Source organism: Lysinibacillus sp. A4, assembly GCF_024919535.1.
Taxonomy (GTDB): Bacteria; Bacillota; Bacilli; order Bacillales_A; family Planococcaceae; genus Lysinibacillus; species Lysinibacillus capsici.
In genome coordinates this window covers 1-23878 of sequence record NZ_JANWTB010000017.1, presented here as the reverse complement: position 1 = coordinate 23878, position 23878 = coordinate 1, and the positions used below count along the sequence as shown (strand labels likewise).

Sequence of the window (23878 nt, the reverse complement as noted above, 5' to 3'; positions counted from 1 at the left end):
TTTCTATTATTCTAGTGTTTTTTTACATATCTCTATTAATGGCTGTTTTATGAAATGGAAAAAGCCTTGAACACACATAAGTGTGTCAAAGCATCCTTCCAATTATTGAATCCATTTATTGAGTGCGTGATAATCTGGATATTGTCTCAGCGAATCCTCACATTGCTCACAAATGCAGTGCACAGTCGTTTGACCATGTTGATCTTTCTCAACATAATCATCCGCTTCTCCCAATTCGAAAATATGCAACTTTCGAATTGTATCATCTGCATCAAATGGTAGTGTCCCTATTTCTACTTCACAATGCCGACATCGATAGCGAACTGACATCTCCAAATCATCCTCCTTTAAGCAACTTTCTACTTAAAGTATAGACATTTATAAAAGGGATTATGCACTTTTCACTGTCATCATCATTGCAATAACTTGAAAATTAGAGAATTAATTTTTACCTGTAGCTAAAACTATTCACTACAAATATTAGCTGTAATAATAGTGTAAGGCAGTTCATTACTTACCTTACACCATGCCAATTATCCAAAAACTTTAACAGAAATTTTATTACTTCCATCTATTTGCTTGTGTTAAAGTGATTCATCACATCAAGAAACGGCTTTGAAAGAGATGCTTCAACAGCGTTTACAGAATTTACAATGGCGTCTTGCATAAGAACTTGGTCTTCCTTCGAAAATTTAGCTAACACATAGTCTGCTACCTTCATGCCCGCTGGTGGACGATTAATGCCCACTCGAATACGATTAAATTCCTGAGTACCTAAATGTTGAATTAACGATTTAATGCCGTTATGTCCACCTGCACTCCCTTTTTGTCGTAGACGTAATTTACCTGTCTCTAAATCCAAGTCATCATAAATGACAATTAAATCTTCTACCTCTATGTCAAAATAATCCATCAGCGGACCAACACATTCCCCTGATAAATTCATATATGTTAATGGTTTAACAAGTAGAACCTTTCCCTCTGGTCGATGTACAGTCGTGTACATCCCGTTAAATTTTGAATTTGTTAAAGGTGTTCCCCATTTTTCTGCTAACGCATCAATAACATCAAAGCCAATATTATGTCTTGTATGCTCATAAGGTTTACCTGGGTTTCCTAAACCAACGATAATTTTCATAAGTACCTCTCTTCTTTCAAATCTAATAGTCATTATTTTACCATATAGCACACCTAGAAAGCATTTTGTACAATTGTTAATAGGCATAAAAAAATAAGGCTAACAAGAAAGCTATAGCCTTCTTATTAGCCTTACGTCATTTACTATTATACTGACTCTTGCTCTTCTTCACTTTCCGTAGTCTCTTCCTCTACAGAAACAGGCGCCACAATGGTTACTAACATATAATCATCTTCACTAATAATTTCAACAGATGTAGCATCGCGAATATCTGCTACTGTTAGGGATTCCCCAATTTGCAACGATGAAATGTCCACATCAATTGATTCGGGTAACTCAGTTGGCTTTACTTTTACTTTTAATTCTAAGTTAGGCTGCATTAGAATACCGCCCTCACTCACACCAACTGACTGTCCAAGTAATTTAATCGGGACATCAGCTTCTAACTCTTCCGCCATATTAATGGCTAAAAAGTCAATATGATTTACTTCATCTTTCAATGAACATTGCTGAATCTCTGACACAACAGCATTCACCTTTTTCCCCTCTAACTCTAGCGAAAATACACTATTTTGCCCATTTTTTTGAATGGACTTTTTGAAATCTTTTGCAGCAATAGAAATTGGGGTTGAATCTACTTTGTAGCCGTAAATAACTGCAGGAATGGCTCCCCCTTTTCTAAGTTGGGTTAATGTTGAACGATGCCCAGTTTCGCGCTTTGTAACACTTAATACTGTACTCATACTTCTTTATTCCCCTTCCAAGAAAATTATTTACGCCTCAACAATAATTCGTTGTAGGCTATGATAATACTTAGCTCTATTTGTTTAAGGTAGAGTAAATATTATTAAGTCACATTCTTATTATACCCCTTTGTGAGAAGGCTCACACATAAAACACTCATCTATTTCTTGGTCTTGATGAAACAGTGTCCAATTTATATAGAAAAGACCAACCTACTCAAAGAATAGATTGGTCTTATACTTACGATATTTATTAATCAAATAAAGTACTTACAGATTTATTTTCATAAACGCGAGAAATAGCATCCGCCATTAATTTAGCTACAGAAAGCTCTGTAATTTTTGGAGATTTTTTCTCGTCTGAAAGCTGAATTGTATTTGTCACCACTAATTCTTTAATAGCAGAGTTTTCAATACGTTCAATTGCTGGACCAGATAATACAGGGTGTGAACAGCAAGCGTAAACTTCTTTTGCACCAGCAGCACGTAACGCATCTGCCCCAATTGTAATTGTACCTGCTGTATCAATAATATCATCAATTAAGATTGCCACTTTACCATCAACATTACCAACAATGTTCATCACTTCCGCAACGTTTGGTTTCGGACGACGTTTGTCAATAATTGCAATCGGTGCTTTTAATCGTTCAGCCATTTTACGAGCACGTGTTACCCCACCATGATCTGGTGAAACAATAACGATCTCATCGCCTGGAATACCTTTAGATTTGAAGTAATCAGATAGTAATGGTACTGCCATTAAGTGGTCGATTAGGATATCGAAGAAACCTTGGATTTGAGGTGCGTGTAAATCTAATACGATAACACGTGTTGCACCAGCAGTTTCAAGTAGGTTTGCCACTAATTTAGCTGTAATTGGCTCGCGCGCTTTTGCTTTACGATCTTGGCGTGCATAACCATAATAAGGCATTACAACGTTTACTGTACGAGCAGATGCACGTTTAACTGCATCTACCATAATTAAAAGCTCCATTAAATGTTCGTTTACAGGTGCAGAAGTAGACTGCACGATAAACACATCACAACCTCGAATACTTTCTTCAATGCTAATTTGAATCTCTCCATCACTGAAGTGCTTAACAGAAGATTTACCTAACTCTACGCCCATTTCCTGCGCAATTTCTTGAGCTAATGGATTATTAGAATTAAGTGAAAATATTTTTAATTGTGAGTTTGCATAATGATACGGCATGATGGCCTCCTGTTTAGTTGATAATTATTTTGAATTTAATTTGCTTACATAATTCGGTTTGTTTTCTTGTCTTGCACGAGCTATGGCAAGTGCATCTTCAGGAACTTCTTTTGTAATTGTAGAACCTGCTGCAATAAATGAACCTTTTCCAACTTTCACTGGCGCTACTAAGTTAGTATTACATCCTACAAATACATCATCTTCAATAATCGTTTTGAACTTGTTTTTTCCATCATAGTTTACTGTAATGGAACCACAACCAATATTGACGTTACTACCGATCTCGGCATCGCCAATATAACTTAAATGTGAAACTTTCGAGCCATGATCTAGCTTGCTTTTCTTCACTTCTACAAAGTTACCAATTTTCACATGACTACCGATGTCTGAAAGTGGTCGAATATGAGCAAATGGCCCAATAGCAGTATCCTCTGCAATAGCGCTTTCACGGACAACTGAAGAATGTATAGTTGTACGATCACCAACGCGGCTATCTATGATTTGAGTGTTTGGCCCGATAATACAATCTTCACCGATCACAGTAGTACCTTCAATCATTGAGCCAGGTTGAATCACTGTATCACGCCCAATAACTGCATCTGCACTAATATGTGTTGTTTCAGGATGAATAATTGTTACACCATTCCGCATATGCTTCTCGTTGATTCTTGTACGCATTAATGTCTCGGCTTGTGACAAAGCCACGCGATCGTTAACACCTAGTGTTTCTTCAAAATTATCAGTGACATATGCTTCAACAATATCACCTTGCTTTTGTAAAATTTCAATGACATCTGGTAAATAATATTCACCTTGAGCATTATCATTTTTCACAAGCTTCAATGTTTCAAATAATAATTTGTTATCAAAGCAATATGTGCCTGTGTTTATTTCTCTTACTAATTGCTGCTCTGCTGAAGCATCTTTTTGTTCAACAATTTGCTCCACCTGTCCGTTATTGCCACGTAATATACGGCCATAGCCAGTTGGATTTTCAGCAATTGCAGTTAAAATAGTTGCTTTAGCATTCGTTGCTTGATGATGTTCGAATAGCGCTTGCATCGTTTCAGGACGAATTAGTGGTGTATCTCCACATACAACTAACGTTGTACCTTCTTCATTACCTAAAATGGCCTCTGCTTGTTGCACAGCGTGCGCTGTACCTAGTTGTTCAGCCTGCAGCACATACTCACTTTTATCACCAAGCTGTTGTTGCACTTTTTCAGCACCATGTCCGACAACCGTTACAATGCGATTCACATCTAACGTTTGAATATGATCCACCACATGTTGTACCATTGGTTTCCCACATACTGGATGGAGCACTTTATATAATTTGGACTTCATACGTGTACCTTGACCTGCAGCCAAAATGACAGCAAAAACATTGCTCATCTGTAAGTCCTCCAATACGCTCATTTTCTCTTATGACTATATAGCAAAATTCATCTATTTTCAAGGCATGTAGAATTGACAAAAACATGAATTCCTAAATCCAATGCACCTTATGCTCGAATGTCATGAAGTATATCCTGAAATTGCTCATATTATCTTTTTATCAAAATAAAAAGAACCCTTCCAACTAGAAGAGTTCTTCCTATCTTTTTTACCATCAGTTTGTAACATATACTTAAAAAGTAAGTTATTTACTATTTATTACACACCGATTCCCTCTAATTCTTCCTCTTTACCAGCTTCCTCTACTTCACTAGAGTTATGATACTCGTTTAAAATGATCTCTTGAATTTTATTTCGAGTATCAGAATTAATTGGATGAGCAATATCTCTAAATTCCCCATCTGGTGTTCGTTTACTAGGCATAGCTACAAATAAACCAGTATTTCCATCAATGACACGAATATCGTGAACAACAAACTCATTATCAAGTGTAATGGAAGCAATCGCACGCATGCGACCATCCGTCTGTACCCGACGTAACCTCACATCAGTAACTTCCATTTTCTCACCACCTCTCTTCTTAGATGCCTAAATGAAAATATCATATTCTCAATTACCGAATATTTTCCTTTTCATAGTCTATCAAATTTTCTAAAAAATTTGAATACTTATTAGAATAATATTTTTTCTTATATACGTAATTTTTGACAATTGTTTGTCGGCGTAAAAAAACCCACTAAAAAGAATAAAGTTTCTCTTTAGTGAGCTTAATAAGTTTTATTTATTTTACGATTGCAATTACTTCGATTTCTACTTTTACATCTTTCGGAAGACGGGCTACCTCTACAGCTGAACGAGCTGGTTTATGATCACCGAAATGATTTGCATAAACTTCATTCATCGCTACAAAGTCATTCATATCTTTCATAAAGACCGTTGTTTTCACAACATTATCTAAAGAAGTTCCAGCTTCCGCTAAAACAGCTTTTAAATTAGCAAATACTTGATTTGTTTGTACAGTTATATCGCCTTCCACTAAATCACCTGTAGCTGTTAATGGAATTTGACCAGAGCTATAAAACATACCGTTAACAATAATACCTTGTGAATATGGTCCGATTGCTGCTGGTGCATTTGTTGTTGCTACTACTTTCATTTGTCATGTCCCCTTTTAGAAAAATAGTTACCTTCACTTAATGCAATTGTTCGATCTTTTTCATTAACTTCATGAAGCTTTACAAGCGAATAATAATCATCTACTAATGTTTCGTCCGCGTGCTCAGCCTCCACAAGCACTGCAATGCCTGCTAGCTGACAGTCAAACTCCTCTAAGAGGTTTTTCATGCCATTCATAGTACCGCCGACCTTCATAAAGTCGTCCGTAATTAACACACGTTGTCCACTCTTCATGCTTCTTTTTGATAATACCATTGTCTGAATTCTTCTGGAAGAACCAGATACGTAGTTAATGCTTACTGTAGAACCTTCTGTTACTTTACTATCTCTTCTCACAACAACCACTGGTACATTTAAATGTCTTGCAATGGCATGGGCGATGGATATCCCTTTAGTTGCTACTGTCATTATGACATCGATTTGTTGATCTGCAAAGGCAGAAGCAAAGACCTTTCCTACACGATTAATTAAATCTGGGTTTCCAAGTAAGTCTGTCATAAATAGGTAACCACCTGGTAACAATCGATCTGAATGTTCTAGCTCTGCTTTTAAATCTTGAATCACTAAACGTACTTCAGCCTCGGACATTTTCGGAATATATTTTACTCCTCCTGCAGCACCCGGCACTGTCATCAATAACCCGATTCCTTTTTCTTCGAATGTTTCTTTTACAATCGTTAAATCTTCACTAATGGATGACTTAGCAGATTGATATAGTTCTGAAAAATAAGTTAGCGGGATCAGCTGATGTGGATGTTCTAGTAAGTAGTACGTCATATCAACTAGTCGTTCACTACGCTTCCATTTCATGCGACCCTCTCCTAAACACGAATATTTATAGGTAAAATTAACACAAATTTGCGTTTCTAAGCAAGCGTATTTCGCTCACCTAAAATTCGTACTGCATAAACTTCCTCACAAAAACCACGTAAACCGTTATAAACGCGACTTACACGAGCTTCACTATCCACTAGCCCAAATACAGTTGGACCGCTTCCACTCATTAACGTGGCATCTGCCCCAAAGCGCTTCATTTGTTCCTTTAACATCACAACTTCTGGGTGTAGCTTAAATGTTACAGTTTCCAAAACATTTCCTAATGAAGAACATAATAGCTCATAATCTTTTGTCTCTATAGCTTGTATCATCTGCTGTGTATTGGGGTGTTGCAGTCCTTCAACCTTAAGACCCCCATAAACTTCTGCTGTCGACACACCAATTTTAGGCTTAGCTAGTACAACCCAACAATTAGGTGGAGCTGGTAATTCCTTTATTTTTTCGCCTCGTCCTGTAGCGAGTGCCGTGCCTCCGTAAACACAAAACGAAACATCCGAACCAATTTTAGCACCAAGTTCCGCTAATTCATCTATTGATAAACCTAAATCCCACAGTTCATTTAGCCCTTTTAATGTTGCAGCTGCATCACTACTACCTCCTGCGAGTCCTGCTGCTATGGGGATTTCCTTTTCAATCGTAATGGATACACCTTGTCTAATGCCATATGTATCTTTAATGAGACGCGCTGCCTGATAAGCAAAATTACGATGGTCATTTGGTACAAAATTATCTGTTGAAATTATTTGAATAACACCATCTTCTCGAGATTCAAGACTGATACGATCAGCTAAATCGACTGTTGTCATAACCATCTCCACTTCGTGAAAATTATCCGGTCTTTTATAAAGTACATCTAATGTTAAATTAATTTTTGCAGGCGCCTTTACATAAAGCATCTTTCTTCCTCCTTATAGCTACACGTATAAACAGTTCTTTTTTTCGCGCAAGATTATTCATTTTATTTTACCATACTGAGAATACGAAAATGGAAAAAAAGAACCGTTTACCCTATTCGGAGTAACGGCTCTCTCTCGTCAGTTGTATTTGTTGTGTCAGTAAGGATTTTCATCCCTGCTGAATGAAACTTTATAAGATGACTATTTTAGCAAAAACAGCCTACTTACGCTCTTGCTCACTACTTGCCCGTTCAGCCATTTCTATGGCACGTTTGACCATATTACCAGCATCACGAGCTTTTATGCCGCCCCAGCCTTCCTTTTGCACAACATCATAAAATCCAAGTTCTTTTGCGATCTCTTCTTTTAAACGAGGTGACATGATACCTTTTCTAGGCATATAAACTCCTCCTTTAACAACTGACGAATTTAGTATGCCCGTGAAAACGCAAAACACTCATGTATTTTTAATATACATGAGTGTTTCTAAAATATAGAAATAAGTACTAGAAACTATTTTGCGACAGCAGCCTTTGCTTCGTCTAAAAATGTAATCTCTACTGCTTCAGTTAAAATATCTGTGTAGCTATACGATACGCGCTTGCACGTATTGTCTTCTTGATCGAGCTCTACTACAAAGATGGCGCGATATGTCTCACGTAGTATCCCTGCACACTCAACCGTTTTCTTGCGACCACCGTTTGCTTTTAATTGCAAACGTTTACCCAAATGACAATCCAACGACTTTTTAATGTCCGCTAAAGTTTTTGGCATTTTCGCTTACACCTCACTAATAACAAGTATAAGCTAAAGGCCCAAAAATGTCAACAAAATATAATATTTTATCAGCCTCTTATAAAACTTGTCAACTTATTTTTTATAAAAAAATATATATTTTTTTACATATCCGAAAAATTGTTAACAAAAATTTTTACTTTGCAAAAACAGGATGCAGTGCATCCGCTAATTTCCCAAACTCTTGAATTGAAAGTGTTTCTCCTCGGCGAGTTGGCTCAATATTTGCTAACTCTAATGCCTGTAAAATTTGATCCTTTTGTGCCTTTCCATTAGGTAAACCAGATTGCAGGTTATTATAGATTGTTTTTCTTCGCTGTACGAATGAGGCACGCGTTACAACAAATAAAAAATCCTCATCTATTACTTTTACTGGTGGTTCCTCATGCTTGATAAGGCGAATTACAGCAGAGTCGACGTTAGGTTGCGGCATGAAAACTGTTTTTGGAACTGTCATTGCAATATCTGCTTTCACGTAATATTGTATTGCAATTGATAAAGAACCATATTCTTTCGTACCTGGCTTAGCCGTTATACGGTCTGCTACCTCTTTCTGCATCATCACTACAAAACCACGGATCGGTAATCGGTCATTGAGTAATTTCAGTAAAATTGGAGTCGTTACATAATACGGTAAATTTGCTACAACCATAATATCATCAATACCTGGCATCTCATCTGCAATTACTTTCTCCACATCTGCCTTAAGTATGTCAGAGTGAATGATAGATACATTATTATATGGACTAAGCGTATCTTCTAGTACAGGTAATAAACGTTGGTCAATTTCAAAGGAAACTACCTTTTTAGCGCTTCTCGCCAAATGCTCCGTTAATGCCCCAATTCCAGGACCAACTTCGATTGCGCCACTATTCTCAGTTAAATTAGCGTGACTCACTATATTTCTTAAAATGTTCGGGTCAATTAAGAAGTTTTGACCTAAACTTTTTTTAAATGAAAATCCATATTTTTTTAAAATTTCTTGTGTTCGAATTGGTGTAGCAATATCCTTATGCATCATTTTCCTCCTGATCTAACTGTGCGATAGCCGCACCAAATTGCTCCTCTGTAATCTGAAACATTTTCAATCTTTTATGAAGTTGTTTACCATTTGTAGCACCTATATTTAAGATTTCCCCTAGTCTATCACGACGCTGCTTTGATTGTGGATGTCCAATTAAACAAGCAGTCATTAAATCTTCCAATGTAATTACCTCTTCGTTTAGCCCCTCATGTGAAAGGGTATAGACATGTTGTAGTGCCTCACGTATATCATCATCAGCAGCATGCTCAATCCCTAACCCTTTACCGTTTTTAGCAATCGTTTTCGCTTTTGGTAAAAAGGCATGCTTCACCCCTTTTACACGCTCCTCGATAATGGCCCGTATACGACGTCCTGGATAGTCTGGATCAGTAAATACAATAACTCCACGTTTTTCTTGGGCGTGCTGAATTCGCTTTAACGTTTCTTCAGTAATTGCAGATCCATTTGTTTCTATAGTATCTGCTTGTACAGCACGTTTAATAGCTGTCGTATCATCTTTTCCTTCAACAACAATAATTTCTTTAATTTGCAAAAAGGCTCCTCTTTTCTATCTACCTTATCTTCTGACCATTTTACAACTGCTCTATACAATTTGTACAGGAATACTAGGTCCAGATGAGCTTATCTTATCTAACTTACTCTCTACATACCTTACCGCATCATTTGCTAAAAAATAATAAAGAAGCCTTCCCGCCAGTCAAAACAGGAAAGCTCCATTTGTGAAAAAACATTTTGATTAATTTTACAATTTTTTTAATTTAATACTTTAACGCGCACTTTCTTACGTCCCCAGTTACGTGCTTGGGCATCTGTTTGTACAAGTATGTCAATCTTATTACCCTTAATTGACCCACCAGTATCCCCAGCTATAGCAGTTCCATAGCCTTCTACCCAAACCTTTGATCCTAACTTAATAACAGAAGGGTCAACTGCGATCACCTTCAAGCCAGAATTTGAACGTAGGTTTATACCAGTTGCTGATGTACCAGTGCAACCGTTGCAATATGGTGTATATGCTGTTGCCGTTACATAAAATTCTTTACCGTTAGCAGGCTCTGCAGAACCACGTGACACAGTTGCTGCACTTGCAACGATTGTTTTTGTGCCTACTGCAACCACTTGTTTTTTCGGCTCTTTTAATACTTTCTCAGATTGCAGGTTTTTTGCCACAACCTTACCGTTTTCTTTGACAACTTCATACGTACGAGAAACCGAACCCTTCTCGCCCGTTGCTACTACTTTTTGTTTCCCCTTTTGCAATGAAGCATCCTGCTTCTTTTCAACTGCGAAATCTAAAGAGTCTTCCACTACATCGATAACCTTTTCTACGCGAACTACTGTGATTTTACTCTCCGGAGTAATAACGTTCTCCAGGTTATTTTCGACACGATCGAATTCATTTAGCTGAATTCCTTGTTGTTTTAAAAAGTTAGCGACCGTAGTCGAAGTGGACCATACTTGTCTTTTATTTACGCCATCGACAAGCGCTACTTGAAACGCTTTTTGAATATCGATTTTGTTTTCTGCTCCTACTTCAGTATCTAGACCTTGCGCTAAAGAGTCATGTTCAGATACTTTAATATTTGCTTCCTTCAAAATGTTCTTCACAAGTGTTTCAGTTGTCCAAACTTTTGACTGATTTCCATCAACTGAAATAGTTACTTCTTTTGCCTGTTCCCATGTAATTGCTAATCCATTAACAATTTTGGTGTTCAGAGAGGGTGAAATTTTGTCATGCTCTGCTATATCTATATTTTGATTTTGTAATAATTGTTCTACAGTTTTGGCATGTGTTGATACTTCGATTGTTTCTCCATTTGCTTCAAGCTTAACGGATTTTTTCGTACCTTGATAAAGCACGAAAGAGATTACAGACACAAACAGGACAAGTGAAATAATTCTTATCACTGTTTGCTTACTCCTCAATGATCCTAAGAACAAGTTTTTCATGGAATTATTTGACATGAAAAAACGCCTCCTTAATACAAGGTTGGATTATACGGACTAGTTTTGGCACTGTCAACCCGAAAGTATTTCTCTGAAAATTGACTTCTTGTTTTTTGCCAACCACAAACCCTGTATTGGAGGCATCTAAGCTAGTTAATTGTCAATCCCAAAAAAATTTTTCGCATTGGCTGTAGTTGCTTGTGCAATTTCCTCAATTGTCAACCCTTTCAAACGTGCGATTTCCTCAGCAACTAAAGGCACGAAAGCGGGTTCATTGCGTTTACCTCGATGTGGATGTGGAGCTAAATAAGGAGCGTCTGTTTCAATCATCAAGTGCTCAAGAGCAATTTCTGTCGCTACTTCCTTTGGTAGACGTGCATTTTTAAATGTCACTGGTCCCCCAAGACTAATCATAAAATTCATAGCTATACATTCACGCGCTGTTTCTACACTCCCACTAAAGCAGTGCATAACCCCCCCTACGGATGCAGCATTTTCTTCACGTAAAATTTGTACAACATCACCTGTTGCATCCCTATTATGAATAACGATTGGTAAATTGATCTTTTGAGCTAATTGAATTTGCTTGCGAAAAAGTTCCTGTTGAACGTCTTTTGGAGACTTATCCCAATAGTAGTCCAATCCCGTTTCACCAATGCCAACTATTTTTGGATGTGAAGCTAATTGCTCAATCCACTCTAAATCTTGTTGAGTACAATCAATAGCGTCTACTGGATGCCAGCCAATGACACCGTAAACAAAATCATATTGCTCTATTAATTGCATTGTTCTCTCAATGGTTTTACGGTCGAAACCAATAACTACCATTCGTTCTACTTTAGCTTCAAGAGCTCTATCAATCACTTCTTGAAGATCTTCCTCATACTGATCTGCGTTTAAATGTACGTGTGTATCTATAAACATCTTCATTCTCCTAACATTGATTTTATTAAAATTTATTATTTCATATTTTTCGTGATCATTACAATTTCATTACAAACTATTCGACATTGTGACATTCCACTTAATCGACATTACTTCAAGTAGTTCTTCGGGCTCATAAAACCAAGTTTTTCACGCATCATAAATTATATCAAAATAATTTAATCCCGATTTCTCTAACAGATTTGAAAAGCCTGCTGAATAATTCATATTCAGCAGGCCTTCCTTAAGTTCATTACTTTACTTTTGCACCATTTTCAAGTTTAGGATCAACTGATGCTAATTTTAAAATTCCATCTTTCTCACCAGCTAAAATCATTCCTTGTGATATTTCACCACGTAATTTTACTGGTTTTAAATTTGCTACGACAATCACTTTTTGACCTATTAAATCATCTGGTGTATAGAATTTCGCAATACCTGAAACTACTTGACGTTGCTCATATCCTAGATCAACTTGTAGCTTTAATAATTTATCTGCTTTCGGAACAGTTTCACATGCAGTCACAGTAGCTACACGCAAATCAACTTTCATAAAATCATCAATAGTAATTTCAGGAATTTCTGGATTTTCTTCAGTTTTTGCTACCTTTTTAATTTCTTCATCCTGTGGTGTTTTCACAGACCCACGCATTTCCTCACGAATATAAGTAATCTCAACCTCATTTTCTAAGCGTGGGAAAATCGGTATCCCTTTTTCTACCACTTTAATGTTTGCTGGAATAGTATTGCCGAATGTTGCAATTGTATCCCATGCTAAGAATTTGTCATCTAATCCTAACTGATCGATCATACGTTTAGGAGTTGTTGTCATAAATGGTTGCAACATGACAGCGATTTGGTGTAAGCTTTCTGCCAAATTTCGCATAACTGCACCTAATTTTGGCTTGTCTGACTCTTCCTTTGCTAACACCCATGGTTGTGTCTCATCTATATACTTATTTGTGCGTGAAACAAGCGTCCATAAGTCAGCAAGAACGACACTAAATTGCATTTTTTCCATACTTTCTTCATATTTAATACGTACCGACTCAGCTTGCTCTTTTAAAGCTGCATCAAATTCTGTCGGTTGAAGATTTTCTGTCGGAATAATACCATCAAAATATTTATTAATCATTGAAATTGTACGATTTAATAAGTTCCCTAAATCATTAGCCAGATCAAAGTTTGTACGTTCAATAAATGATTCTGGTGAAAATACCCCATCAGAGCCAAATGGTAATTCTCGTAATAGGAAATAACGTGTGGCATCTAGACCATAACGCTCGATTAACATTTCAGGATAAATTACATTGCCTTTTGATTTAGACATTTTACCGTCTTTCATCATAATAAAACCATGAGCAAATACCTTTTTCGGTAATGGCAAATCTAATGCCATTAAGAAGATTGGCCAATAAATCGTGTGGAAACGAACAATATCCTTGCCAACTACATGTACATCTGCTGGCCAATATTTATTGAATAATGATTCATCTTCTGATAGATAACCTAAGGCTGTAATATAATTCGTTAATGCATCAACCCATACATAAATAACATGCTTTGGATCTCCTGGTACTTTAATTCCCCAGTCGAAGGATGTTCTTGATACCGATAAATCCTCTAGCCCTGGTTTAATGAAGTTGTTAATCATTTCATTTTTCCGTGATTCTGGCTCAATGAATTCAAGGTTTTCTTCATAATAAGCTAATAAACGATCTGCATATTTCTTCATATTAAAGAAGTACGATTCTTCTTTAACCTTATGCACCGGACGACCACAATCTGGACAGTTCCCGTCAACTAGTTGAGTCTCAGTAAAGAATGATTCACACGGTGTACAGTACCAACCTTCATATTCACCTTTATAGATATCACCATTATCTAAAAACTTTTGGAAAATCTTTTCGACAGCTTTCGTATGTCGATCCTGCGTTGTTTGAATAAAGTCATCATAAGAAATATCCATTAAACCCCAAAGTTTTTTCGCAGCATCGGCAATTTCATTTACATAATCTTGAGGATGTTTACCCGCTTCTGCTGCTTTTTCTTGAATTTTTTGGCCATGTTCGTCCATTCCTGTTAAAAAGCGTACATCATAACCTTTTAAACGTTTATAGCGTGCAATAGTATCAGATGCTACTGTTGTATATGCCGTACCAATATGAAATTTCCCACTTGGATAGTAAATGGGTGTTGTTATATAGAATGTTTTTTGTTGTTCACTCACAAGAACTGCCTCCATTGTTTTACAATATACTTTCTATTCTAACGAAGTACGAAATTCGTTTCAATGAAAGTTTATTAAACGCGAAAAATGTCGAATAATATATTTAATCCATTAAATGACTTAAATAAGAACCTTTTTTACTATTAACAAAAATATTTATTAAAAACCTTTTAAAAAAATTAAAATACCTGCATTCTTCTCAAAAATTTTTTTTAAAAACCATAATATTAGTGCATTAATTAATTGACGTTTATGGCATTACTTGGTATGATAACTATCAGACAACGAAATAATGTCGAAATTTGACGAAATACCAATATAACTTTTATAAATTAGGAGGAAATCTATTATGAAATCAACAGGGATTGTTCGTAAAGTCGATGAGTTAGGTCGTGTAGTAATTCCTATCGAGTTACGCCGTACGCTAGGTATTGCTGAAAAGGACGCTTTAGAAATCTATGTGGATGATGATAAAATCATCTTAAAAAAATATATGCCTAATATGACATGTGCTGTTACTGGTGAAGTTTCAGATGATAACTTCCGTCTAGTTGGAGGCAAATTAATTTTAAGTCCAGAAGGCGCTGAAATGTTAGTTAAAGAAATTCAATCTAACTTAAAAAAATAATTAGTTACTCACCTAAATCAAAACAGTGATTTAGGTGTTTCTGTTTATTAATATAACCAAATTCTTAAGCCCTTATAATGTCCATGTCAGACCTTTCTATTTTAAGATTACTATTATTTACAATTATTATCAATTTAAAATTGTGTCTCAAAATTATTACTTTTCAACTTTTAAGTTTCGGTGTCATTAACAAATAAAAATAAAGAGCTACCCTAATAAGGTAACTCTTTACTATTATTCACTATGATATTCATTATAAACATCTCGCTTTGCCACTTGCCTTAACTTAGCTACTTCTTTAATGGCCTCTTTTGAAGATACATTCGATTGATTGATAATGAAATCCACATGTTCAACAATGGACATGTTTTGCCAATAGGCTTCTTCACGATCTTCCTCTTCTACACAGCTATTACCTTCAAGAACAATACAAAACTCTCCTCGTATTTCTTCAGTTTGTGACCATTCTACAGCTTCAGACAAAGTACCTCGTAAAAACTCTTCAAACTTCTTTGTCAGCTCTCGAGCTAAAACAATACGACGTTCTCCGAGTATAGCTTCCATATCTTTTAATGTATCCTTTAAGCGATGTGGTGCCTCATATAGTAAAATCGTTTCTTGGCGTTTTTTTAATTGTTCTAATTGCTGGCGACGTTCCTTTTTTCCGCGATTCAAAAATCCATAAAAGAAAAATGGTTGTGGCGATAACCCAGATGCAATTAATGCTGAAATTGCTGCATTAGGCCCTGGTACTGGTACAACAGAAAAGTTTTGGGCAATTGCTTTTTCCACTATATCTGCACCTGGATCAGAAATACAAGGTAAACCTGCATCACTTACTAATGCAATTGTTTTTCCTTCTTGTAGTAATGTTAATAATTTTTCTCCACCTACAGCTATATTATGCTCATGGTAGCTGATTAGTGGTGTGTCAATCTCAAAGTAGTTACACAGCTTTTTGGTGTTTCTAGTATCTTCTGCAGCGATTATATCTGCTTCTTTTAAAATGCGAAGTGCACGCACACTCATATCCTCTAAATTACCAATAGGTGTTCCTACCAGATATAAACAACCTGTCTGATCGTGTATTGTACTTTTTTGTGATTTCACGATTCACCCCTCCTTATATAATTAATTTTCTGTGTTCTTGTTAATTGCTTAAAGGCATATTCAGCACGCATTGCTTCTTGCTTTGTCTCGAATATTTCTTTGTAAATACATTTCACTGGACCTCTAGCTCTTGTATATTTTGCTCCTTTACCAGCGTTATGTACAGCAACACGTTTTTCTATATTATTTGTATACCCTGCATAAAGAGTTTGATCAGCACACTCTAACACATAAAAGTAGTGATTATTGCTCTTTTCCATAAAGAATTTCTCTCACTTCTGTCGTGTATTCATTATTGGCATCATAAACATACAACGGCGGCAGAATTTTTAAATCAGGCTTGCCATCTTTTATTCCTTCTATTAATAATGTATTCGCCTCTTTTCCTTCCTTTGGATAAATGAGCTGCATCCGTTTAGGCTCTATGCGATTTGCTCGCATAGCTGTCACAATATCTAATAATCGCCCTGGTCGGTGGACAAATGCGGCCTTGCCCCCTTGCTTTAATAATTTACTTGCTGATTGAATCGCTTCTTCCAATGTTAAATACAATTCATGGCGTGCAATGGCATGATGCTCACTAAGATTTTTATCACTTGCTTCATGTGCTAAAAAATAGGGTGGATTACAGGTAACCACATCATACTTTTCAATGCCAAGTTGTTTCGGTATTTCTTTAACATCTCCAAGAATCATTTGAATTTGCTGTTCTAGCTGATTGTAACGGATACTTCTCTCTGCCATCTCAAACAAACGTGGCTGAATTTCTACTCCTGTTATCTGTCCCTTTGTACGTGCACTTAAAAAAAGTGGGATCACACCATTTCCTGAGCATAAATCAACAATTTTTCCCTTATGATAAGGAATACTGACAAACTTCGAAAGCAATACTGCATCTAATGAGAACGAAAAGACAGAGGGACTTTGAATAATACGTAAATTCTCAGCCAACAAATAATCTAACCGCTCGTCACCTTTTAGCCATTTTTCCATGCTTACTCCTCCTACGCTACAAAACAAAAGACTGACACCACCGTAGCGGGAATCAGCCTTTTATTACACATTTTGTTTATTTAAAAATGATAGACAAAACAGACAATCCTCACCCTTACGTGAACTTCCAAAATGAACATGGCAAACATGGAAGCCCTCTTGGTAGAGGCGAGCTAAGTTATCATATCCCTCACCAATATCTAGCGGACTCTCTTTCTTTACTTCAGCAGCTTGTACGGAGTTTGTATTAGAAAGTAGTTCTTCTAGACGTGTACGTAGGTGATGATTTTCTGTTTCAAGCGCCTTATGCTCTTCCATCATTAACGCTACAAATTGTTTCAATGCACCAAATTGCTCCTGCATTGCTTCGAGCTGTTGTTCGAACTCCATAACGGTATCTAAGAAATTACGGTCCTTCACCCAAGCCACCTCGTTAAATTCTCTATCTTAAATAAGATTTTTTTCGCATGCTAGCAGTTCTTCTAGTGTATACTCAACTGTGCGTTCCTGCTCATGTAAATATACTTGAATAAGTCTTTCCAGCACATTTAGCCCTACTACTTTCCCTCGGCCATCTGGTGTCATTGTTATCTCACCAACATCTGGCATGCCCTCTTTTGCTTCTTCATATTCATCATTTTCATACTTTAAGCAACACATTAAACGTCCACAAAGGCCAGATATTTTTGAAGGATTTAATGATAGGTTTTGATCTTTAGCCATTTTAATCGAAACGGGCTCAAAATCACCCAAAAATGTAGAACAACAAAGCATTCTACCACATGGACCGATACCACCTAAAAGCTTGGCTTCATCACGCACACCAATTTGACGAAGTTCAATACGTGTTCTAAAAACCGAGGCTAAATCTTTTACTAGATCCCTAAAATCAACTCGTCCTTCAGCTGTAAAGTAAAAAATAATTTTATTACGATCAAATGTATATTCAACATCTACAAGTTTCATTTCTAAATTATGCTCTATAATTTTAGTACTAGCGAGCTCAAATGCACGCTTTGATTCCGCTGCATTTTCCTCTACTTGTATACGATCACGATCATCTGCTGGTCTGAGTACTTGTTTTAGTGGTAATACAACATCATTATCACCCACAACTTTTTGAGGAACAACTACTTTTCCATACTCTACACCGCGGGCTGTCTCTACAATAACATATTGACTATCCTCTAGTAGAAATGATGCCGGATCAAAATAATATATTTTACCCGCCTTTTTAAAGCGGACTCCTACTACATTATACAAATGTATATCCCTCCTGCAGATTTAGCATTAACTGCTCCATCAATAACGTCCTATTCATGTTACGCTGTAAAGAGGCGCGTGCTTGTAAAATAGATTCCATCTGATTTGATAATCTTTCATAAGTGGAATATAACGCAACTTCTTTAAATAATGGTAACATGTCTGGATAAGTACAAGCTGCCTCGGGATTAGCTTTTATTGACACTATATCACGGTAAGCAAATAGTAGTAAATCCAATGCTTGCTCCATCTCGCTTTTTTCTTTAAAGTGAGGCAACCACTCTTCATGCACAATAAGCAATGCTTCGTGTACATTTTGCCGAATGGCCTCTACTAATTTTAACACTGTTTTTCGAGCGAGTGCAAACTGCTCATCATTTGCTAAAAATATCGCTGTTTCGAGCTCATTTGTCATCATGCTTACTGTTGAGGCCATTGAATGAGAAATATTATTTTCCTGTAAATGCTTCAACAAAACATGACGTGGCATTTTTTGAAATTTGATATGTTGACAACGAGAACGGATAGTTGGAAGAATTGACTGCATTTGCTCAGTTAGTAATATGGCAGTTACTTCTCCTTCTGGCTCCTCTAAAAATTTAAGTATCATATTTGCAGAGGCTGTATTAAGACGGTCTGCATGATGAAGCACATAAATCTTACGTCCTTCTTCTACACCCACCATTTTCATTTCTCCGATAAGTTCTCGCATCTGATCAATTTTTATGAATTGACCATCTGGATAAATTTGATGAATATTTGGATGATTTCCCGAATCTACACGTTTGCAATTTCGACATGTTTCACATGGAACATTTCCACTTGGTTGCTCGCATAACATTAATTTGACAAAAAAGTGCATAATATCTGCCTTGCCTGTCCCTTTTTCGCCATCAAAAATATATGCATGTGCTAATCTATTCTTGTCAAATATTGTTTGAAGCTGCTTCATTACGACTGGTTGCAGTGTGAGTAGCTCTTCAACATTCTTGGCCATACATTTAAATTCCTTCCTGTCTCTATAACAAAAGGTGATACTATTTTTGCACTTCTTGTAAAGAAACATTACAGTTGTTTACTTTAATGGCGAGTAGCCACATCAACATTTGAAAAAAGCCCGCGCCTAAATGAGAACGAGACACGGGTTTTACATATATAAATTAATTAGTAAGCCTTTAATTTCACCGATTTTATCAAGAAGATCTATTGCTTCTTTTTCTTCGTCTAAGAGATCCTGTGCAAGCTCGACAAGACGTGTATCAATGGTTTCAATGATTTTCAGACGTCTTCCTTCACCAAAACGATTCCAAGTATGTGATTGTTTTAACTCCATACCATGTTCTACTGTCTCTTGTAGAAATCGTTTAACAAGCATTTTAAACCTAGCAAGTTCTCGTAAATTACGTGATCTAGCTACTCGGTCCCCTGCAGTAGATATATCCCCTAACAAACGTGTGAGTTGTTCTGTTTGCAGCTTATTACCTTGCTTGACGACCATATCTCCAAATCGGTTATTTTGATTATTATTTTGTAGTGGCTCTTTGCGATTTGTATTTACCCCGACACGTATATCTTGATTAATCTTCAAGCTGGTTTCGCCCCCACAATTTTCATCTATTCTCCTAGGCATAATCGCTTTTAAATAAAATGTTTAATAGTAACAAATAATCAATGCTTTAGCTTCGGAGGCTACTTTTTAAAAATGATGGAATTGTTCAATCGGTAAAACAAATACGGTAGCTCCTCCCACCTCTACCTCCACAGGGTAAGGTATATAGGAATCAGCATTTCCTCCTAACGGAGAAACGGGTGCAACCATTTGCTCTCTTGCCCGACAATTATCCCGAATAATATCTAAAAGTTTGGGTATGAGAGAGTCTTCAGTTCCTATAAGAAATGTCGTATTTCCTGAACGTAAAAATCCTCCTGTGCTCGCTAATTTAGTTGCGCGAAACTGATTTTTCGTTAAAGCATTTGATAAGCGGCTGCTATCCTGATCTTGCACTACAGCTACGACTAACTTCATTCGCACTCACCCCTTTTATAAAATTCACCTAGATAGATTTCAATTCTATTCTTAAGCCTTAGCTTATAAATATTTATCTTAGTTCATCGGAAGTTTAAACTTCTGTTAAACTAGAGGAACATCATCATGTTGACACAAAAACTCTATAAGAAAGTTTTAAAAGAGACATCTACAAGGTTCCCTAAACACATAATGTATCTACACGAAGGCGTGTCAGACCTAAGAGGTACTTTTACCAATGATGCCCTCTTAGTGAAGATAAATTAATGGATAGTATCATTATATCACATTGTTGTAGACAACTTCATGCATTTACTGCATTGCTTCCAATAATAATGACCATACATCTTCCACAACATTTTCAATATCTTGATCCGCGTTGACTACACGTATTCGATCTGGATACTGCTCTACTAATTGTAAATATCCTTCACGTACCTTCTGATGAAACGCCAAGCTTTCAACATCTAAGCGGTTTACTTCCCGATTGCCAGTTGCATGAATACGCGCTAAGCCAACCTCTGGAGCAAGATCAAATAGGATGGTCACGTCAGGTAATTTCTTTCCAATAGCAAATTCATTAATAGAAAGCACCTCATTGACACCTATACCTCTTGCATATCCTTGATAGGCTAAAGAGGAATCGATAAAACGGTCACATATCACTAACTTCCCTGCATCTAATGCAGGACGTACTTTTTCAAAATAATGCTGACTTCTTGCTGCAGCATATAACAATGCTTCTGTTCGTTCATCCATAGCAGTATGTGCAGGATTTAAAATAATCGTTCTTATTTTTTCCGCAATCTCAATTCCACCTGGTTCTCTTGTTGCTAGAACTTCAATATTATTTTTTGTTAATCGCTCTGCTATCATTTGAATGACCGTTGTTTTCCCTGCTCCCTCTGGTCCTTCAAATGTAATAAATAAATTGCTATTCATGCTGTTATTGCCTCCAACTATTTAATAACCTGAATCATTTTTTCTGCTAAACGATGATTCCCCTGGAATGTTGCACCTGCTGCTAGTAGCTCTTCCAATTGACTTAACTTAGCTACTGTTATTCTTTCTCCTGGTACTAATAATGGTATACCAGGTGGATAAGGAATGATCATATTCGCTGAAATTCGCCCCATTGTACGCATATATGGTAACCATTCTTTCTTTAATGATGCAACCTCATTAAAAGTATATACAGGCTCAGTAATCGGTACAAAATGATAGGCTGTTTGAGAGGCCGTTATGCTATCTGATTTAGCTGTGTTTAGTAACGTTGTTATAGCCTCTTTTATACGAACCCTGATTTCAGCAAATGGGTAGGTATGTCCTTGCTTCAGCAAAGGTAACACAAATAAAACCTGATTGGCATCTGCAAGTTCTCCATACACATGCTTTGCCTCTAATGCCTCCTGTAATTGAAAGCCACTATAACCATTAACACGTAACAATACTTTAAGTGGATCATCTACTTCAATTACTTCTAATGTTCCAATTGCTCGTAATGCATCTACCCATTGATTCTTTTTTTCTATTATATATGCCCCATCACTCTCCATATATGTCTGTACATAATAGCGAGCATCATCTAATGATGCTAATAATAAGTAAGATGGACTACTAGATTGTAACATGCGTAAGTAATGATGTATTTTGTCAGCCTCTATCAATTCCGACTTAACATGCATAAATGAAGCCATCGTCATAGCAGGTAGAGTCTTATGAGCTGATTGCACAACAACGTCTGCACCAAGTGTCAATGCAGATAGCTGAAATAGCGTACATGCATTAAAATGAGCGCCATGTGCTTCATCAACCAATACAGGTATTCCCCTCTCATGACAATAAGCAATTTGTTGCTGTATTTCATTCGAAGTCATCCCATAATAAGTAGGATATGTTAAAACGACTGCTTTCGCCTCTGAATAATTTTCTACGGCTTCTTTTAAATCTCTATAAGTTACATGTGTCGCCGACATTGTCCGTTCATCCCATAGCGGAGACACAAAAATTGGCTTAGCCCCAACAAGTTCAATAGCATGGAAAATTGATTTATGTGCATTACGCTGAACAATAATGGTATCGCCTTTGTTACAAGTAGCATAAATCATTGCTAAATTGCCAACAGTAGACCCTCCTACTAAAAAGAAACTCTTTGTTGCTCCATATGTATCTGCCAATAAATTTTCGCCTTCTAATATCATTTCTTCAGGGTAATGTAGATCATCTAATCCAGATAACTCCGTTACATCATAACGCATTACATCCTTAAATGCTTGTGGAAGGTGGGATAGTTCGCCATGCTTATGACCTGGGACATGAAAAGAAATATTTTGTTGCTGTCGAAAACGTTCTAACCCTTCTATAATTGGTTTTTTCTTTTGCAAAACAAACACCCATTTTCGTTAGATTCTCTTTTAATTATACGAAATTATAAGGAGAGAAAAAAGCTATCCCTCCGCTAGGTAATCCACTTTTTATTTAATAAACAAACCCTTTCATCAAAATTAACCACAGCTTGATGGCATTATCGTTGACGCCTCACTCAAAAATAGAGTCATCTAGACCCAAACCATCTTTTTTTGCAGCAGTAAGACTTACTTATTAAAATAAAACCGATTATTGCTGTTCTCTGTCAAAATCGGTTCACCAATATTTCCATATAACTAATCTTGTAATGCTTGAATGGCCATTGCTTCCACTAATTGCTCAACCAGTCGAGGTACAAAATTATCTAATACTGGATTCATCATTCCTGCTAAAAATCCACTAGCTTTCATTGTTAAATTACCAGTGAGTTGTAGTGAATCATTTTGATCTTGTATGATTTCAAAAGAGCCATTACCATTTATCGGATCAGATAAACCCTCTAAATCAAACTGTATTTGATGAACTTCTGATTTTTGTACTTTAAGTTTTACTTTAACAGCTTTCTGAATTATGCCAAAGTCTCCTTGGAAGACCCAGATCATATCATCTTCATTTAGTAATTCGTGATGTAAGTAACCTGGTATTAAAACTGCCCATTGTTCCTTATTATGAATAAAGCCCTCTAATTTATTTTTCTGTATATTGATTACCTTACTATATTGTCCTGTTGCCATTCTATTACACCCCTTTGAATATTTTGATCACTCTATTAAACTTTAACATTTTCCAAATTTCAAAACACACAAAAAAACCACTGATTTCTCAGTGGTTACTTTTTTGCCTAGCGACGTCCTACTCTCACAGGGGGAAGCCCCCAACTACCATCGGCGCTAAAGAGCTTAACTTCCGTGTTCGGTATGGGAACGGGTGTGACCTCTTTGCCATCATCACTAGACTTTGTATTTAATTGAAAGATTTATTCTTTCAAAACTGGATAAACGGTGCATTGAATGTTTCAAACGTTTTGGTTAAGTCCTCGATCGATTAGTATTCGTCAGCTCCATGTGTCACCACACTTCCACCTCGAACCTATCTACCTCATCGTCTTTGAGGGATCTTACTTACTTGCGTAATGGGAAATCTCATCTT

28 protein-coding genes and 2 rRNA genes are annotated in these 23878 nt (G+C 36.5%); 1 reads left to right on the top strand and 29 read right to left on the bottom strand.

The features are described 5' to 3' along the window. Positions 1–102: 102 nt before the first annotated feature. The 16 genes from NY607_RS22885 to metG all read right to left on the bottom strand — a co-directional run bounded on the left by NY607_RS22885 (position 103) and on the right by metG (position 14357). The gene (locus tag NY607_RS22885) at positions 103–330 is read right to left on the bottom strand and encodes an anti-sigma-F factor Fin (RefSeq protein ID WP_016993788.1); all 228 of its coding nucleotides are present in this window, start codon (positions 328–330) and stop codon (positions 103–105) included. 241 nt (positions 331–571) lie between these two features. Continuing rightward, on the bottom strand, positions 572–1138 hold the full coding sequence (gene pth, locus NY607_RS22880; RefSeq protein WP_259420418.1) for an aminoacyl-tRNA hydrolase: 567 nt from the start codon (positions 1136–1138) through the stop codon (positions 572–574). A gap of 146 nt (positions 1139–1284) precedes the next feature. Then, the gene (locus tag NY607_RS22875) at positions 1285–1881 is read right to left on the bottom strand and encodes a 50S ribosomal protein L25/general stress protein Ctc (RefSeq protein ID WP_131522605.1); all 597 of its coding nucleotides are present in this window, start codon (positions 1879–1881) and stop codon (positions 1285–1287) included. Between the two features lie 253 nt (positions 1882–2134). After that, positions 2135–3094 (bottom strand): ribose-phosphate diphosphokinase, encoded by a 960-nt coding sequence (locus NY607_RS22870; RefSeq protein ID WP_004229183.1) that lies wholly within the window; start codon positions 3092–3094, stop codon positions 2135–2137. Between the two features lie 24 nt (positions 3095–3118). Beyond that, on the bottom strand, positions 3119–4489 hold the full coding sequence (gene glmU, locus NY607_RS22865; protein WP_237898994.1) for a bifunctional UDP-N-acetylglucosamine diphosphorylase/glucosamine-1-phosphate N-acetyltransferase GlmU: 1371 nt from the start codon (positions 4487–4489) through the stop codon (positions 3119–3121). 261 nt (positions 4490–4750) lie between these two features. Then, positions 4751–5053, bottom strand: a complete 303-nt coding sequence (gene spoVG, locus NY607_RS22860; RefSeq protein WP_004229187.1) for a septation regulator SpoVG — start codon at positions 5051–5053, stop codon at positions 4751–4753. Between the two features lie 220 nt (positions 5054–5273). Continuing rightward, positions 5274–5648, bottom strand: a complete 375-nt coding sequence (locus NY607_RS22855; protein WP_004229189.1) for a RidA family protein — start codon at positions 5646–5648, stop codon at positions 5274–5276. Next, on the bottom strand, positions 5645–6478 hold the full coding sequence (purR, locus tag NY607_RS22850; protein ID WP_004229190.1) for a pur operon repressor: 834 nt from the start codon (positions 6476–6478) through the stop codon (positions 5645–5647). Before purR ends, NY607_RS22855 begins: the two co-directional genes overlap by 4 nt. A gap of 56 nt (positions 6479–6534) precedes the next feature. Continuing rightward, entirely contained in the window at positions 6535–7401 is an 867-nt protein-coding gene (gene ispE / locus NY607_RS22845) for a 4-(cytidine 5'-diphospho)-2-C-methyl-D-erythritol kinase (protein WP_259420417.1), read from the bottom strand. Positions 7402–7621: 220 nt separating this feature from the next. Next, complete coding sequence (locus tag NY607_RS22840) at positions 7622–7801, bottom strand: small, acid-soluble spore protein, alpha/beta type (RefSeq protein WP_004229193.1); 180 nt, start codon at positions 7799–7801, stop codon at positions 7622–7624. A gap of 113 nt (positions 7802–7914) precedes the next feature. Continuing rightward, positions 7915–8175, bottom strand: coding sequence for a biofilm formation stimulator Veg (gene veg, locus NY607_RS22835; RefSeq protein WP_004229199.1), 261 nt, complete (start codon positions 8173–8175; stop codon positions 7915–7917). A 157-nt stretch (positions 8176–8332) separates the two neighbouring features. Further along, positions 8333–9214 carry a 16S rRNA (adenine(1518)-N(6)/adenine(1519)-N(6))-dimethyltransferase RsmA gene (gene rsmA / locus NY607_RS22830; protein WP_048395444.1) on the bottom strand — a complete coding sequence of 294 codons (882 nt, stop codon included), beginning with the start codon at positions 9212–9214 and terminating at the stop codon, positions 8333–8335. Continuing rightward, a complete protein-coding gene (rnmV, locus tag NY607_RS22825) occupies positions 9207–9773 on the bottom strand; it encodes a ribonuclease M5 (RefSeq protein WP_131522702.1) in 567 nt (188 codons plus the stop codon). The genes rsmA and rnmV overlap by 8 nt, the downstream gene beginning before the upstream one ends. 221 nt (positions 9774–9994) lie before the next feature. After that, positions 9995–11206 (bottom strand): resuscitation-promoting factor, encoded by a 1212-nt coding sequence (locus NY607_RS22820; RefSeq protein WP_131522703.1) that lies wholly within the window; start codon positions 11204–11206, stop codon positions 9995–9997. 135 nt (positions 11207–11341) lie between these two features. Further along, complete coding sequence (locus NY607_RS22815) at positions 11342–12112, bottom strand: TatD family hydrolase (protein WP_048395439.1); 771 nt, start codon at positions 12110–12112, stop codon at positions 11342–11344. Positions 12113–12365: 253 nt separating this feature from the next. Then, positions 12366–14357, bottom strand: a complete 1992-nt coding sequence (gene metG / locus NY607_RS22810; protein ID WP_396631602.1) for a methionine--tRNA ligase — start codon at positions 14355–14357, stop codon at positions 12366–12368. A 334-nt stretch (positions 14358–14691) separates the two neighbouring features. Between metG and NY607_RS22805 the strand changes: the two genes are divergently transcribed. Beyond that, entirely contained in the window at positions 14692–14970 is a 279-nt protein-coding gene (locus tag NY607_RS22805) for a transition state genes transcriptional regulator AbrB (RefSeq protein ID WP_004229214.1), read from the top strand. 234 nt (positions 14971–15204) lie between these two features. On the opposite strand, the gene rsmI is transcribed toward NY607_RS22805, so the two are convergent. The 13 genes from rsmI to NY607_RS22740 all read right to left on the bottom strand — a co-directional run. Beyond that, complete coding sequence (gene rsmI, locus NY607_RS22800; protein ID WP_131522706.1) at positions 15205–16080, bottom strand: 16S rRNA (cytidine(1402)-2'-O)-methyltransferase; 876 nt, start codon at positions 16078–16080, stop codon at positions 15205–15207. After that, positions 16077–16340 (bottom strand): GIY-YIG nuclease family protein, encoded by a 264-nt coding sequence (locus NY607_RS22795; protein ID WP_004229219.1) that lies wholly within the window; start codon positions 16338–16340, stop codon positions 16077–16079. Before NY607_RS22795 ends, rsmI begins: the two co-directional genes overlap by 4 nt. After that, positions 16324–17073 carry a tRNA1(Val) (adenine(37)-N6)-methyltransferase gene (locus tag NY607_RS22790; protein ID WP_131522707.1) on the bottom strand — a complete coding sequence of 250 codons (750 nt, stop codon included), beginning with the start codon at positions 17071–17073 and terminating at the stop codon, positions 16324–16326. The genes NY607_RS22795 and NY607_RS22790 overlap by 17 nt, the downstream gene beginning before the upstream one ends. Positions 17074–17136: 63 nt before the next feature. After that, a complete protein-coding gene (gene yabA, locus NY607_RS22785; RefSeq protein WP_004229222.1) occupies positions 17137–17493 on the bottom strand; it encodes a DNA replication initiation control protein YabA in 357 nt (118 codons plus the stop codon). 27 nt (positions 17494–17520) lie between these two features. Further along, on the bottom strand, positions 17521–18336 hold the full coding sequence (locus NY607_RS22780; RefSeq protein WP_048395431.1) for a PSP1 domain-containing protein: 816 nt from the start codon (positions 18334–18336) through the stop codon (positions 17521–17523). Continuing rightward, positions 18329–19333 carry a DNA polymerase III subunit delta' gene (holB, locus tag NY607_RS22775; RefSeq protein WP_048395429.1) on the bottom strand — a complete coding sequence of 335 codons (1005 nt, stop codon included), beginning with the start codon at positions 19331–19333 and terminating at the stop codon, positions 18329–18331. The genes NY607_RS22780 and holB overlap by 8 nt, the downstream gene beginning before the upstream one ends. Before the next feature lie 150 nt (positions 19334–19483). Beyond that, positions 19484–19924, bottom strand: coding sequence for a YaaR family protein (locus NY607_RS22770; protein WP_131522709.1), 441 nt, complete (start codon positions 19922–19924; stop codon positions 19484–19486). Positions 19925–20032: 108 nt separating this feature from the next. After that, a complete protein-coding gene (locus NY607_RS22765; protein ID WP_004229230.1) occupies positions 20033–20362 on the bottom strand; it encodes a cyclic-di-AMP receptor in 330 nt (109 codons plus the stop codon). A gap of 312 nt (positions 20363–20674) precedes the next feature. Further along, positions 20675–21304, bottom strand: coding sequence for a dTMP kinase (gene tmk, locus NY607_RS22760; protein WP_259420415.1), 630 nt, complete (start codon positions 21302–21304; stop codon positions 20675–20677). A 17-nt stretch (positions 21305–21321) separates the two neighbouring features. Next, positions 21322–22746, bottom strand: coding sequence for an aminotransferase class I/II-fold pyridoxal phosphate-dependent enzyme (locus NY607_RS22755; RefSeq protein WP_483869384.1), 1425 nt, complete (start codon positions 22744–22746; stop codon positions 21322–21324). 279 nt (positions 22747–23025) lie between these two features. After that, positions 23026–23463 carry an SRPBCC family protein gene (locus tag NY607_RS22750; protein WP_259420414.1) on the bottom strand — a complete coding sequence of 146 codons (438 nt, stop codon included), beginning with the start codon at positions 23461–23463 and terminating at the stop codon, positions 23026–23028. Positions 23464–23568: 105 nt separating this feature from the next. Next, a 5S ribosomal RNA gene (rrf, locus tag NY607_RS22745) occupies positions 23569–23684 on the bottom strand. Between the two features lie 69 nt (positions 23685–23753). After that, a 23S ribosomal RNA gene (locus NY607_RS22740) occupies positions 23754–23878 on the bottom strand; the annotation flags it as partial.

What these genes read in the sequence shown, in the direction of transcription:
- purR (WP_004229190.1), bottom strand. Translation starts at nt 6,478, where the DNA reads ATGAAATGGAAGCGTAGTGAACGACTAGTTGATATGACGTACTACTTA.
- NY607_RS22765 (WP_004229230.1), bottom strand. Translation starts at nt 20,362, where the DNA reads ATGAAGTTAGTCGTAGCTGTAGTGCAAGATCAGGATAGCAGCCGCTTA.
- spoVG (WP_004229187.1), bottom strand. Translation starts at nt 5,053, where the DNA reads ATGGAAGTTACTGATGTGAGGTTACGTCGGGTACAGACGGATGGTCGC.
- NY607_RS22870 (WP_004229183.1), bottom strand. Translation starts at nt 3,094, where the DNA reads ATGCCGTATCATTATGCAAACTCACAATTAAAAATATTTTCACTTAAT.
- pth (WP_259420418.1), bottom strand. Translation starts at nt 1,138, where the DNA reads ATGAAAATTATCGTTGGTTTAGGAAACCCAGGTAAACCTTATGAGCAT.
- NY607_RS22840 (WP_004229193.1), bottom strand. Translation starts at nt 7,801, where the DNA reads ATGCCTAGAAAAGGTATCATGTCACCTCGTTTAAAAGAAGAGATCGCA.
- NY607_RS22855 (WP_004229189.1), bottom strand. Translation starts at nt 5,648, where the DNA reads ATGAAAGTAGTAGCAACAACAAATGCACCAGCAGCAATCGGACCATAT.
- tmk (WP_259420415.1), bottom strand. Translation starts at nt 21,304, where the DNA reads ATGAATAGCAATTTATTTATTACATTTGAAGGACCAGAGGGAGCAGGG.
- NY607_RS22885 (WP_016993788.1), bottom strand. Translation starts at nt 330, where the DNA reads ATGTCAGTTCGCTATCGATGTCGGCATTGTGAAGTAGAAATAGGGACA.
- NY607_RS22790 (WP_131522707.1), bottom strand. Translation starts at nt 17,073, where the DNA reads ATGGAAAAATGGCTAAAAGGTGACGAGCGGTTAGATTATTTGTTGGCT.
- NY607_RS22805 (WP_004229214.1), top strand. Translation starts at nt 14,692, where the DNA reads ATGAAATCAACAGGGATTGTTCGTAAAGTCGATGAGTTAGGTCGTGTA.
- rsmA (WP_048395444.1), bottom strand. Translation starts at nt 9,214, where the DNA reads ATGCATAAGGATATTGCTACACCAATTCGAACACAAGAAATTTTAAAA.
- glmU (WP_237898994.1), bottom strand. Translation starts at nt 4,489, where the DNA reads ATGAGCAATGTTTTTGCTGTCATTTTGGCTGCAGGTCAAGGTACACGT.
- NY607_RS22820 (WP_131522703.1), bottom strand. Translation starts at nt 11,206, where the DNA reads ATGTCAAATAATTCCATGAAAAACTTGTTCTTAGGATCATTGAGGAGT.
- NY607_RS22815 (WP_048395439.1), bottom strand. Translation starts at nt 12,112, where the DNA reads ATGTTTATAGATACACACGTACATTTAAACGCAGATCAGTATGAGGAA.
- metG (WP_396631602.1), bottom strand. Translation starts at nt 14,357, where the DNA reads ATGGAGGCAGTTCTTGTGAGTGAACAACAAAAAACATTCTATATAACA.
- NY607_RS22795 (WP_004229219.1), bottom strand. Translation starts at nt 16,340, where the DNA reads ATGGAAAAGAGCAATAATCACTACTTTTATGTGTTAGAGTGTGCTGAT.
- NY607_RS22750 (WP_259420414.1), bottom strand. Translation starts at nt 23,463, where the DNA reads ATGGCAACAGGACAATATAGTAAGGTAATCAATATACAGAAAAATAAA.
- NY607_RS22875 (WP_131522605.1), bottom strand. Translation starts at nt 1,881, where the DNA reads ATGAGTACAGTATTAAGTGTTACAAAGCGCGAAACTGGGCATCGTTCA.
- ispE (WP_259420417.1), bottom strand. Translation starts at nt 7,401, where the DNA reads ATGCTTTATGTAAAGGCGCCTGCAAAAATTAATTTAACATTAGATGTA.
- holB (WP_048395429.1), bottom strand. Translation starts at nt 19,333, where the DNA reads ATGGCCAAGAATGTTGAAGAGCTACTCACACTGCAACCAGTCGTAATG.
- veg (WP_004229199.1), bottom strand. Translation starts at nt 8,175, where the DNA reads ATGCCAAAAACTTTAGCGGACATTAAAAAGTCGTTGGATTGTCATTTG.